Annotated in this window: 10 protein-coding genes, 1 tRNA gene and 1 pseudogene; 4 read left to right on the top strand and 8 right to left on the bottom strand. The window is 36.5% G+C overall.

What is annotated here, in order from left to right:
• Positions 1–521 precede the first annotated feature (521 nt).
• A complete protein-coding gene (locus ADI58_RS08805; protein ID WP_001047055.1) occupies positions 522–1,397 on the bottom strand; it encodes a LysR family transcriptional regulator in 876 nt (291 codons plus the stop codon).
• Between the two features lie 126 nt (positions 1,398–1,523).
• On the opposite strand from ADI58_RS08805, the gene ADI58_RS08800 reads away from it, so the two are divergent.
• Complete coding sequence (locus tag ADI58_RS08800) at positions 1,524–2,039, top strand: YbhB/YbcL family Raf kinase inhibitor-like protein (RefSeq protein WP_049522279.1); 516 nt, start codon at positions 1,524–1,526, stop codon at positions 2,037–2,039.
• Between the two features lie 291 nt (positions 2,040–2,330).
• Here the strand turns inward: ADI58_RS08800 and ADI58_RS11225 are convergent.
• A pseudogene (locus ADI58_RS11225) lies at positions 2,331–2,450 on the bottom strand (IS630 family transposase); the annotation flags it as partial.
• A gap of 202 nt (positions 2,451–2,652) precedes the next feature.
• Positions 2,653–4,278 carry a malolactic enzyme gene (locus ADI58_RS08795; protein ID WP_049522278.1) on the bottom strand — a complete coding sequence of 542 codons (1,626 nt, stop codon included), beginning with the start codon at positions 4,276–4,278 and terminating at the stop codon, positions 2,653–2,655.
• Between the two features lie 273 nt (positions 4,279–4,551).
• Between ADI58_RS08795 and ADI58_RS08790 the strand changes: the two genes are divergently transcribed.
• Both ADI58_RS08790 and ADI58_RS08785 read left to right on the top strand, forming a co-directional pair.
• Positions 4,552–4,902 carry a helix-turn-helix domain-containing protein gene (locus ADI58_RS08790; RefSeq protein ID WP_049522276.1) on the top strand — a complete coding sequence of 117 codons (351 nt, stop codon included), beginning with the start codon at positions 4,552–4,554 and terminating at the stop codon, positions 4,900–4,902.
• Between the two features lie 127 nt (positions 4,903–5,029).
• Entirely contained in the window at positions 5,030–5,908 is an 879-nt protein-coding gene (locus ADI58_RS08785) for a LysR family transcriptional regulator (RefSeq protein WP_049522275.1), read from the top strand.
• 414 nt (positions 5,909–6,322) lie between these two features.
• On the opposite strand, the gene ADI58_RS08780 is transcribed toward ADI58_RS08785, so the two are convergent.
• The 5 genes from ADI58_RS08780 to ADI58_RS08760 all read right to left on the bottom strand — a co-directional run bounded on the left by ADI58_RS08780 (position 6,323) and on the right by ADI58_RS08760 (position 12,813).
• Positions 6,323–7,249 carry an ATP-binding cassette domain-containing protein gene (locus ADI58_RS08780; protein WP_033688124.1) on the bottom strand — a complete coding sequence of 309 codons (927 nt, stop codon included), beginning with the start codon at positions 7,247–7,249 and terminating at the stop codon, positions 6,323–6,325.
• A 10-nt stretch (positions 7,250–7,259) separates the two neighbouring features.
• On the bottom strand, positions 7,260–8,327 hold the full coding sequence (locus ADI58_RS08775; protein ID WP_049522274.1) for an ABC transporter ATP-binding protein: 1,068 nt from the start codon (positions 8,325–8,327) through the stop codon (positions 7,260–7,262).
• A gap of 8 nt (positions 8,328–8,335) precedes the next feature.
• On the bottom strand, positions 8,336–9,262 hold the full coding sequence (gene oppC, locus ADI58_RS08770) for an oligopeptide ABC transporter permease OppC (protein WP_000103691.1): 927 nt from the start codon (positions 9,260–9,262) through the stop codon (positions 8,336–8,338).
• Positions 9,262–10,758 carry an ABC transporter permease gene (locus ADI58_RS08765; RefSeq protein ID WP_000759914.1) on the bottom strand — a complete coding sequence of 499 codons (1,497 nt, stop codon included), beginning with the start codon at positions 10,756–10,758 and terminating at the stop codon, positions 9,262–9,264. The genes oppC and ADI58_RS08765 overlap by 1 nt, the downstream gene beginning before the upstream one ends.
• Before the next feature lie 66 nt (positions 10,759–10,824).
• A complete protein-coding gene (locus tag ADI58_RS08760; protein WP_049522273.1) occupies positions 10,825–12,813 on the bottom strand; it encodes a peptide ABC transporter substrate-binding protein in 1,989 nt (662 codons plus the stop codon).
• A gap of 161 nt (positions 12,814–12,974) precedes the next feature.
• On the opposite strand from ADI58_RS08760, the gene ADI58_RS08755 reads away from it, so the two are divergent.
• Positions 12,975–13,045, top strand: a tRNA-Cys gene (locus ADI58_RS08755).
• Positions 13,046–13,094: the final 49 nt, after the last annotated feature.

Genomic DNA, 13,094 nt, shown 5'->3' with positions numbered 1-13,094 from the left:
TTGAGTACGGCAAGGCGACGTTGACGTGGTTTGAATTTGATTTTCGAAGAGTATAAAACAAAAAACCGCCTAGATAATACCTAAACGGATGCTTGAAATAATCTAACAAGTTACAACTTAGCTAGTCCATTTAGATATTCATCTATATGGACCACAATCAAAAATCTTAGCCACATAGATACAAACAAATTGCTTGAACTGTTTGCATCCATGGTGACATGTCTACAAACACTATCTAAAGTAGCTAAAGTAAAAGTTTTGATTCATCGTTACAGCTTGTTTCTTATTCATTTCTTTTTCTGCTTTCTTTTTTGATGTTTCCTATCTTACCACCTTTTTCATCACCTGTCAAGAATATTTCAGAATTTTTTAAAATTTTTCGAAAATTCTTTCAAAGTTTTTCTATCCCTGTTTCAAACTAATAACAAAGTCCGTCTAAACTCAGAAAGTATGATGCGAAATTTCAATTTTATCCATTAATACTAACTAGTTTCTAGATACACAAGTCATCTTTTTAAGAGTCAAAAATTTACTTTATTTTGTTCAAAAACAATAAATTCCTTAAATTTATTTTTGAAAAGTTCAATAGCTTCCGAATTTTTTCTAGTCATTATGTAAGTAAAGGATAGTGGAATAGAAATTTCTTCTGGTATTCGAGTAGCAATATTAGGATTTAAAGTCATTTTAAGGTATAGAGGAAGATAAGATATTCCTTGTCCCATTTCAATCAATTTCTCAGTTACTGCTATATCCTTTATAGAAACAAATTGAGATTCCGGAACAATTTCAGAAATTTCTTGTTTTACTTTATTCCAATAAACAGGATGATTATCTGATAAAATCTTATATTTTTGAAATAACTCCACCTCAGTTAGTTGAGAATCATTTTTGGGATAAAAAAGAGCAATTTTACCCTCACAAATTTTTTCTGAATTAATCTTTGTAGTATAAGGTTCTTCCCTAGCTATCCCAATATCAAATTGATTATTTTCAATTTCTCGAGCAATATCATTTTGTAAAACTGTAATTGAAATACCTACAGATGGTTGTTCTTCAAAAAATTCTGGAAGAAATTTCGGTAACAGATAGGTAGCTATGTAAGGTGAAACTGCGATGTTTAAATGTGTTTCCAACTTTTTATTTTTTAACTGTATTTTTTTAATCCCATCTTCATATGTCGCAATTATTTTTTTTACGATAGGGATAAATTCTCGTCCTGTTGGAGTCAGAGTTAAATTTCTTCCAACTGTTTCAAATAAATTTACTTGCAAGTGTTTTTCGAGTTTTTTTATTTGCTGGTGAAGTGTTGGCTCCGTTAAAAATAATTCTTCGCTTGCTCTATGATAGTTGAGGTGTTTAGATAATACTAAGAATGTATAATACCAATCTAAATTCATTATCTCCTCTCCTTCCTAAAATAATATTTAATGAATTATTAACTTTTTCCAAATTTTAAAAAGTTAGTATTTATTATATCATAGAATCAAGAATAATTTATTCGATTATACGAAAGGAGCAATATGATGAAAATTAATATACCTTTTAACCAGAACTTATTGCCTAAACGATTTGGAAAAGAAGCAGATTGTACTGACATTATTAAGGGAAATCCTATACGCTCTTTCCCTTTTGAAATTAGCGAATTACCAGAAGGGACAAAATATATAGCTATTACTTTAATTGATTATGATGCGATTCCAGTTTGTTCATTCCCTTGGATTCACTGGCTTGCTACGGATATAGAAGTTAAAAATAATACAGTCATTATTCCTGAAAATTACAGTCTAGATTATAAAGATTCTATTACGCAAGGGAAAAATAGTTTCGCAAGTCCTCTATTGGAAACTGACTTTTCTGAAATTGATTCTATGTTTGTTGGACCAACTCCTCCTGATAAAGATCATCGATATACGCTAGAAGTGTTCGCTCTAGCTACTAAAACAAATTTGAAAAATGGTTTCTACTATAATGAACTATTAGATGCTCTCTCTTCAATTTCGTTGGATAAAACTAGTACAGTTGTTATTGGTCAATTTTAAATAAAAATATCGGATCAACGATTGTATAATAGTCCGAAACAGATACGGACTATCAAATTCACTAATTTAACATAGTCTAATTTCTAATATTCTCTATACATACGTTTGAAGCTATACAAAAACTCAATTTTATACTCAATGAAAATCAAAGAGTATTAGGAGAAATTCATCAAATCTTTACATAATAAAAACGCATAATATCAAGCTAACCTACATCTGATATTATGCGTTTTGATCATTTTAAAATTTTTCGAAAATTCTTTCAGTACACTTTCAATTCTTTTAGGATAATTTCAAAGATTTGCCCATTAGACAAAATAGAACGATTTGAAGACTTTTATGGTATTTAGTTGTATTAGAGTCTTTTAAAAGTGTTTTGATGGCTTGTATTTCTTCTTTGGTTGATTTCATATCACTATTATATAATGCGTTCTGATTTTAGTATAGTATTAAACTGACTCTTGGCAGTCGGACAAAAAATCGACAGTTATTTTATACTGTTTAAAACCAATAGTCAATACGACAATCTCTTTACTTTTCGGTTATCAACTCTGTAGATTGCTAACATATCCAAAATAAGCTAAGTATCCCAAGGATAGGCAACAGAAATGAATTATTTATACTCTGGATACCACTTCAAATCATGAACTGCTTTGGCCATATCTGTTTCCTTAGCGCGTGCAAGACCTTGTTCTTGTGCTTTTTTAGCGACTGCTTCTGCTACTTTAATAGAAACATCTGCTACATACTTGAATGGTGGCAAGACAGGAGCTCCTGGTTGGCCTGGATTGACAATACCACTTAATGAATGAGCCGCTGCTCCAATCATTTCATCAGTTAAAAGACTTGCTTCAGAAGCCAGCATGCCTAGACCAATACCTGGGTAAATCAAAGCATTATTTGCTTGACCAATCACATAGTCTACACCTTTATAAGAAACCGTATCAGAAGGAATTCCTGTTGCGACAAAAGCTTTACCATCTGACCATTCAATCAAGTCTTTAGCACTAGCTTCTGCTAATTTGGTTGGATTTGACAAAGGGAAAATCATCGGACGTTCTGTGTTTTCACACATAGCTTCTACTATTTCTTTAGTGAAGGTATTAGGTTGAGTTGAAGTTCCTACAAGAATGGTTGGCTTCACAGTCTTCACTACTTCAAGCAGGTCAGTCAACTTCTCTGCGTTACTAAAGTCAGCACGTTTCTTAGCAAATGGTTTTTGCTCTGGTGTCAAGTCATCCATATCATCAAAGAGAAGACCTTGTTTATCAACCATAAAGAAACGTTTATAGGCTTCTTCTTCAGAAAGACCTTCATTTACCATTTCACGAAGAACACGAGAGGCAATTCCTGCACCCGCAGTACCACCACCATAGCAGAAATAAACTTGATCTGTTAATTTTTCACCACTAATATCCAGCGAACCAAAGATACCACCCAAGGTAACGATTCCTGTACCTTGAATATCATCATTAAAGGTCGGAATTTGTTTCCGGTATTTTTCAAGAATATTGGCAGCATTCAAGCGGCCGAAGTCTTCCCAGTGAAGGTAGAGTTTAGGAAAGAGACGTTCTGCTGTTTGAACAAATTGGTCAATGAAGTCGTAGTAACGATCTCCGCGGACCCGTTCGTGACGATTTCCTAAGTAATTAGGATTGTTACGAAGTTCTTCACGGTTAGTCCCTGCATCAATGACTAAAGGAAGGACCATCGAAGGATCGATTCCAGCAGCACCTGTATAAACCATCAACTTCCCAACAGAAATATCGACACCATTTGTTCCCCAGTCGCCAATTCCAAGGATTCCTTCTGCATCTGTTACAACAATGAGACGAATCTCGCGACCCCCGGCAGCGTTTTTCAAAGTAGCTTCAATATTTTCAGGATGATTAATATCAAGATATCCCGCATATTGGGGATCTACAAAAAGATCACTATAGCCCTCAATCGTATCTGCAATGGTTGGATCATATACAATTGGATTGAATTCTTCCAAATGTTGAGAAAAGAGGTAATAGAAAAGAGTCCTGTTGGTATTAAAAATTTCCATTAGGAAAAGACGTTTTTCCAAGTTATTGGCTTTTGTTTGCATTTGTGCATAAGTTTGCGCCGCTTGTTCTTCAATCGTTTGAACATACGGTGGCAGTAAACCAATAAGGCCTAGTTCCTTTCGCTCCTCTAAGGTAAAGGCAGTACCTTTATTGAGGAAAGGATTGTTTAAAATATCATGTGCAGTCATAGTGCAACCTCCTTTTTATTTATATTATATCACATGAAACGAATTGCTCATGAAACGTTGTTGTTTAAATAATACAATTGTATACGCATATGTTATAAATTTCTGAACTCATCAAACTCTCGATGATCTCTCTTTACTAAAAGTTTCGAGTAAAATAAACCAATCATACAAATTGACAATCCTAATTAAAATAAATATCATATAGGTATGTTATGTAATACTTTGTATTTTTTAAGGTGTTTTTTTGTCATATAAAACTTGTATTCTATTTATATGACAACTAAAAACTATTTACAACAATATATTTCCCAAAAAGTGAAATATTTTCGAACACAGAATAAAATGAGCCAGGAAGAACTTTCGGAACAAGCAGGAGTCGGGCTAAAGTATATCAATCAACTTGAAAACCAAAATGTGAATCTGACCATTCACAGTCTTGAAAAAGTGATTGACGCCCTAGAAATGACCCCAGAGGAATTTTTCAATTTTGATAGCCTTGAATCAACCTCTGATAAGAGTGACAATCTTTCACTCAAAAGAATCAACATGAAGATTAAACAGCTCCCTATTGATAAACGAGAAAAAATGTTGGTCATCTTTGAGAGTATCTTAGATAATCTTTGAGATCCCTGACTCACTTACATTTTAACTGGTGAATACTCGTATAGTCAAATTGTAGGATACGGATAAAAATTATTTATCTGCTGTTTTCCACTTATTTTCCTTCTCCAACTAATGAAAGTGAGCCCATATGAATTTAAAAGATCTACAATATTTTTATGACCTCTGCCAGCTTCAATCCTATACGGAAGTAGCAAAACAACATAAAGTCAGCCAACCATCTATTTCTTATGCTATCAAGCGCTTAGAGGAATCCTTTAACTGCAAATTGATTTACCATGACCCCTCGCATCGTTCCTTCAAGCTAACTCCTCAAGGACAAATCCTTCTAAAGCATACAGAACTGATTTTACCTGAGGTCATTTCTACTCGCAAAGAAATTAATCGCTCCTTGGCACAATACTCTACTGTAGGATTCCCTCCTATTATCATTCAGTATCTCTTTGCTGCCTTAAACGAAAAAGATAAATTCGATTTTTTAAAAAAGATACGCCCTATCCGCGGTGGCTCCGTAGAGTTATTAAACCTTCTCGTCAAAGGAGACCTTGATGCAAGCCTACTCGGTTTGATTGAACCTCTCAACTATCCTTCAATAGAGACACACGAGCTATTTCATAAAGAACTGTATGTCGTTTTATCTAAGAACCATCCTTTTGCCACTGTTCCTTCCCTCGCTTTTGAAGAATTAGTAGATCAATCCTTTATACTCTTAGACGAACACTTTGTTCACCTGAAAGCTTTTGAAACGCTTAATCAGAAGCATCAAAACAAGGCAGAAATATTCTTTAAGACTGATGACATTGTCATTCTTAAAGAACTTTTAAAGAAAGGGATTGGCCTTAGTTTACTGGCTGATATCGCACTTTCTGATGAAGATGATGATTTAATAAAAATTCCTCTTATACCGAAGGATAAGATAACTTTTACAGTTTATTACGCTTACCTTAAATCAGCTACACCGTCATCAGAAGTAGAAGCCTTATTTAATCTCCTTAAATCATATGAATAGAAAAAACTCTAACTATCAATGAACTGATAGCTAGAGTTTTTTACATTGTAGATATTAGACTCAATGAAAATCAAAAAGCAAACTAGGAAGCTAGCCGCAGGTTGCTCAAAACACTGTTTTGAGGTGGCAGATAGAGCTGACGTGGTTTGAAGAGATTTTCGAAGAGTATTAGACTATAGTAGATTGAAGCTAGAGTAATACGTCGCGACTTCTAAAACTTTTCTAGAAATTAATTTGACTTTCCTAATCTAGTTGTTCAGATTTTATTTCATCTCACTATAATTCAATGATTTTCTAAGAATTCTATTTCTTTCGAAAATTCTTTCAGGAAGCTTTCAAAGCTTTTCAAATCAGTCCAACAAAAAAAGGTTTATAATTTCCACATCAATTTTTATGGAAATTATAAAACCATTATTAGTTTAATCCTTGTTGGTAACGCGCCAATTCGGCTTGGTTAGCCCAAACATAATGACCTGGACGGATTTCAACCATAGATGGCTTATCAGTCTCATAGTCGTGTTGACTCGGGTCGTAAACCTTTAAGACCTTCTTACGTTCCAAGATTGGATCTGGGATTGGTACCGCTGAAAGCAAGGCTTGAGTATATGGGTGAATTGGATTGTTAAACAATTCTTCTGTTTCAGCAACCTCTACAATAACACCCTTGTAAATAACTGCGATACGATCTGAAATAAAGCGAACGACAGACAAGTCATGGGCGATAAAGAGATAGGTCAAACCAAGTTCTTTTTGGAATTTTTTGAGCAAGTTCAAGACTTGGGCACGCACAGAAACGTCCAAGGCTGAAATTGGCTCATCCGCAATAACAAAATCTGGTTGCATGACCAAGGCACGGGCAATACCGATACGTTGACGTTGACCACCTGAGAATTCATGAGGGTAGCGAGTCAAGTGCTCAGCAAGAAGCCCTACTTCACGGATAATATTTTTAACTTTCTCTTTACGTTCTTCTTCATCTTTGAACAGACGGTGATTGTAAAGACCTTCAGAAATAATATAATCAACAGTCGCACGTTCATTCAAACTTGCAGCAGGGTCTTGGAAAATCATCTGGATACGACGAATCAATTCTGCAGCTTGTTCACGCGATTTCTTACCATTAATCTTTTGACCTTCAAAAATGATATCTCCATTACTTGTATCATTGAGACCAATGATAGCACGACCAATAGTTGTTTTCCCACTACCTGACTCACCTACAAGCGAGAACGTTTCTCCCTTGTTGATAAAGAAGTTAGCATTTTTAACTGCGACAAACTTCTTACTTCCTTCACCGAAGGAAATTTCTAAATCTTTGATTTCTACTAATTTTTCAGACATTTCCTTCCTCCTAGTCAGCTAGATGGGCAAATCCCATTTTTTCACGGATCTTATCATGGAGATTTGCAATCACAGCTGGTTTTTCTACTTTTGGAGCATCCTCATGAAGTAGCCAAGTTTTAGCCCAATGTGTCTCTGATACTGAGAATTGAGGAGCTTTTTGTTCGAAGTCAATCTGCATTGCATAGTCAGAACGCAAGGCAAAGGCATCCCCTTTCAGGTCAGTATAAAGTGACGGAGGTGTTCCTGGGATTGAGTAAAGATCCCCTTTATCATCAGCAAGCTGAGGCAAGCTAGACAAGAGACTCCATGTATATGGATGGCGAGGGTCATAGAAGACTTCCTCAACAGTTCCATACTCAACGATTTCTCCTGCATACATAACCGCTACCTTATCTGCAATACTTGCCACCACACCAAGGTCGTGGGTGATAAAGATTGTTGTGAAATGGTACTCGTTTTGCAAGGATTTCAGCAAATCAATAATCTGAGCTTGGATGGTCACGTCCAAGGCAGTCGTTGGCTCATCACAAATCAAGACATCAGGTCGGCAGGCAAGGGCAATCGCAATAACGATACGTTGACGCATTCCTCCAGAATATTGGAATGGGTATTCATCAAAACGTCTATCTGCATCTGGAATCCCAACCTTATTCATGTAATCAATGGCCAATTCTTTCGCTTCTTTGGCTGTTTTTCCTTGGTGTTTTACAATAACTTCTGTAATCTGACTACCAATTGTTTTAATTGGGTCCAAACTAGTCATTGGGTCCTGGAAGATAGTCGCAATCTTAGCACCACGAATTTTTTCCCAATCTTTATGAGAAGATAGAGCTGTCAAATCTTGCCCACGGTAGTCAATACTACCTTGGGCAATGCGACCATTTTCTTCAAGCATACCTGTGAAGGTCTTTGTCAAAACAGATTTCCCTGATCCTGACTCACCTACCAAGGCTAATACTTCTCCTTCAACTAGTTCAAGGGAAACGCCGCGAATGGCTGTCAATACTTTGTCACGAACGTCAAATTCCACGACAATATCGCGAGCAGTCAAAATTACATTTTTTTCTTTTGTCATTTCTACTCCTATCTATGTGTACGTGGATCACTAGCATCCGCTAAGTTTTGACCAACTACGAAAAGGGACAAGGATACCAAGACAAGAGTTGTCAATGGAATCCAGAACAAGTAAGCATTAGTTGTTACGTTTTGTGAATAATCTGAAATCAAACGACCCAAACTTGGAACTGTAATTGGTAATCCAAGACCGAAGAAAGACAAGAAGGCTTCATATGAGATAAAGCTTGGAAGCATTTGAGTCATGGTTGTCACAATAACAGATACCAATTGTGGCATGATGTTTTTGGCAACAATCTTCAAGGTTGGTGTTCCCAAGGTACGTGACGCCAAATTGTATTCCAAATCACGATAACGCAAGATTTGCACACGGATCATAAAGGCAATTCCAATCCATGTTGTCACACTCATGGCGAAAATCAGATTCCAGAATCCAGCTCCGATTGAGTAAGTCAAGACAATGACAATCAAAAGAGATGGAATGTTTGAGATGACGTTATAAACTTCCATCATCACACGGTCAACTGATTTTGAAATTCCCCAAATACCACCGACAAAAACACCGATAACCAAGTTAATCACTGTCGCAATCACAGAAATGAGGATAGAGTTACGAGCTCCGAACCAGACACCGTCAAAAAGAGATTTACCGTTACTATCTGTACCGAACCAATGCTCAGCATTTGGCTTGATATAACGAGCACTAAAGTCATTTACCTTGCTGACATCATTGAAATCAAACTTAGAAAACATTGGGTAGATGAAACTCATCAAAATGATAGCTACCAAGATTCCCAACATGACTACAGTTGATTTTTTCTTCATAAATTGTCTAAACACTGAACCCCAGTATGAATAAGCTGGCGCATCAATGGCTTCAGAGGCAAAATCGTCACGTTTTACAAACTGAAATTTTTCTTTATCGATTGTAGACATTATTTGCCTCCTTTCTCAGTCAATTTAATACGTGGGTCAATAATCGTCATCCAAATATCTCCCAAAAGAAGTGAGAAGATAGAAATACATGTAAAGATGAAGACAAGACCAACGACCATAGAGTTATTAGATGCTTTTACAGAGTCAATCAACATTTTACCCATACCTGGGAAGGCGAAGACTGTTTCAGTAAGGGTTGCACCACCGATAACCCCGATAACAGCACCAGGAATTCCTGAAACCAACGGAACCATGGCATTTTTAAAGATGTGTTTGTTTGAAATTTCTTTTTCAGACAAACCTTTTGCACGAGCAAAACGAACAAAGTCCTGTGATTGCAAGTCAATCATGTAACGACGAATCCAAATAGCTGTACCAGGAGCACCCAACAAACCAAGGATAACTGCTGGTAAAACATACGAACGCCAATCTCCAGCACCCAAGATAGGGAATGAATCTGGCAAGCCGATTGAAGAACCAGCCAAACGAACGATATAAACCAAGGCAATTGTTGGAAGAGCCATCAAGAAGGTCAAAGCCCCTGTTGAGAAGCTATCAATCCAAGTGTTCTTGAAGCGAGCCATAGCTGAACCAAGTGGCACGGCAATCGCATAAGAAATCACCAAACCAATCAATCCAACAACAGCAGAGCTGGCAATCATTGAAGGATATTGGTAGTTACTTTCAGTAGCCGTATAAGGATCATCTTTTCCGTAGTTAGCTACTTCACGAGAGTCAGCCTGACTAGGTGATTTGTAGGTTCTTGAGTAAATATTTACAGAAGAAGTTTTCTTACCTGTTGGGAATTGAACTTGAGATGTTTTTGTTTGCCCTTGTCCTTGAGTAATAACCTGTAAAACAGGGCTATTAGCATAGGTTGGATAAGAGTCACCTAAATTAATGTTCACAAAGTTTTGATGCACAAACGGGAACTGACTGTTGAAGTACAAGAGATATTTGTGTTTGGTACCTGAACCGACCAAGGACCATCCGATAGCTGGATCATTTTCAAAACGAAGGTAACGTTTCAAGTCTGGATTTTCGGGGTCTTGGATTTTATTAGTATGGTCAATGTCAATCAAGTTAGCATAGAAGTGAAAAACACGTTCAAAAATTGGGATTTCACGAGTAGCGTAGAATTGGCCACTTTCAGTAAATTCTCCCAAGGTCCAACCATGACCGATTTGTTTGATGTATTTTTCATAGATAGCCTTGTTGGTGTCATTGGCTTCAACTGTTACAGAAGCATCCATCTGGCTAGCTTTTTCTTGCAACTCTTTGGTATCGTAGTACTCGATATAGCCCATACGCTCATAAACGGTATTCTCATAGTTATCACGTTTATCAGCAGTTGTCGCAATCTTGTTATAGTTGGTATCCTGTTTGAAAATCAATTTTCGAGGAACCATTGTATAGATAATCGTGTAAGTCAAGGTTGTTACTAAGAAGATAGAAACCAATGACCGCAAAACACGCATAAAAATATATTTTTTCATATCATTTCCTTTAAAAATCCCAAAAGAACCTTCTCCTCATGGAGAGAAAGTTCTATTGAAAATTATTTACTTCACATGACTTGCCAATTCTTTTTGAGCTTTCTCGTTTGACTCAGTCTTTTCTTTCAACCATTTTTCACGAGCTTTTTCATACTCTTCTTTGGTGATTGCTTTTTCACCAACTTCAGTGTACTTCAAGTATCCTGAATTTTCACCTTTAAGGCCGGCTACTGAATATGAAGAGCTAAATGGTAGAACTTTTGAGACATATGAAACGGCTGTTTCTTTAGGAGAAGCCATTACTGGAATTGTCAAGGCATTATCAGTCAACCAAGCTTGTGCCACCGCGTATTTTTCATAACGTTTTTGAACATCTTGGTTTTCGCTGTTTGCGTCATCAAGTAATTTTCCATAGTCAGCTAAACCAAGTTTGCTTACTACTGATGCATCTGTGTTTTGGTCAATACCAAGGTAAAGGCGAGTGCTTCCTCCCTTAAGGACGAATTGATCCAAGAAAGTAGAAGGATCTTGATAGTCAGGGTTCCATCCTAGCAAGGTATGGATATCCCAGTCTTGCTCTTTAGCTGTTGGAGCGCTAAATGAAATTGGTAAAGCTTCTGCTTGAGTCATTTGTTGTAAGTCTACAACAACATTATCTGAACCCAATACTTTTTCAATTGATTGTTTCAATGATTGAACACGGTTTACAACCGCTGTTGATTCTTGGATAACCAAGGCATCCAAGTGGATTGGGAATTCAACACCTTCAGCTTGTAGGCTTGATTTGGCTTTAGCAAAGACTTCTTTCGCTTTTTCTTCATTGTAAAGTCCATTTTGAGAATCTGCTAGAGACACGTTTGACCAAGTAGAAGAATTTGTCTTAGCCAAGCTATCTTGTACCAATTCACCAAATGTTTTCTTACCAACTTGAAGATTATAAGGTGCAAACGTATTACGGATGGCTACTGCGGCTCCATCAGTACCATTTGTTTGAGCTGAGTAAGAATTGCGATCGACAGCAAAGTTCAAGGCTTGACGGAATTCCTTGTTTAGCAATGCTTTCTGAGTAGATGTCTTTTGTGCTTCACTTGTCTTAGCTGTGTGGTTATAAGCTGTACGACCATAGTTCAAGCTGACAGTTGCAACACCCGCACCTGGTTCATTAAAGTAAATGTTATCCTTGAAGTCAGCTGCATATTTTTCATATGTCGAACTTGTAGGGAAGATACGAGCTTTGCTATATTGACCATCAGCAAAACCTTTAGCAATCACATCTTGATCCTTACCATCCCAGAAAGTGAACTTAACATTCTCAATTTTTACATTTTCTTTATCCCAGTAAGCGTCATTCTTAGCCATCTCGATAGATGATTTAGGAGTTACAGCTTTCAAGACAAATGGACCGTTATAAAGAATAGAGTTAGCATCTGTTGGAGCACCAAACCCTTCACCTTTTGAGGCTAAAAACTCTTCATTAACTGGCATCATGACACCGCTAGTTGTCTTGTCATTCCAGAAAGTTTCTGGTTGATTCAAGGTATATTCTAATGTTTGATCATCAACTGCTTTTACACCAACTGTTGAGAAGTCTTTTGTTTCACCCTTGATATATGCTTCTAATCCCTTAATAGAAGAGCTAACGATTGAAAGTCCTTTTGATTTTCCATCTACAGCATGTTTCAAACCAGTAACGAAGTCTTTAGCAGTTACAGGAGCATATTCTTCTCCCTCTGCTGTCACCCATTTAGCATCCTGACGGATTTTATAGGTATACGTCAAACCATCTTTTGAAACTGTCCATGATTCGGCAATAGAAGGAACTAAATTACCATATTTATCATTAGCTAATAAACCATCTACAGCATTTGTTGTAATAAATGATGTAGAATCAATATTGCTGACGATATAATCCAAGGTTTCTGGATCTGTTTGATAAACATATTGGTAATCTTTTGCTAGTTTAGCATTATTTGAACTAGTGTTTGAACACGCAGCTAGAACTCCTGACGCTAATAAGGTAGCTCCCGCTACAGCAAGCACTTGACTTTTTTTCATTTATTTACTCCTCTTATAAATAAAGTATAGGTTATCATCAATTATATCATAGATTTCAAGAAAAGTAAACGAATTTTCAGAATATTTAGGCTTATTGATACAAAAAATCTGAAAAAGCTATTGACTGAAAATCATTTTCAAGGTATAATAATAAACGTTAAGGCGGTATAGCCAAGTGGTAAGGCACGGCTCTGCAAAAGCTTGATCGTCGGTTCAAATCCGTCTACCGCCTTCTATAACTTGATTTATCAGGTTTCATTTAAACAGAAAGCCCAATTTAA

The sequence above is a fragment of the Streptococcus mitis genome, from assembly GCF_001074635.1.
GTDB lineage: Bacteria > Bacillota > Bacilli > Lactobacillales > Streptococcaceae > Streptococcus > Streptococcus mitis_E.
Note: the sequence above shows the minus strand (reverse complement) of the source record. Positions and strands in the feature narration are given on the sequence as shown.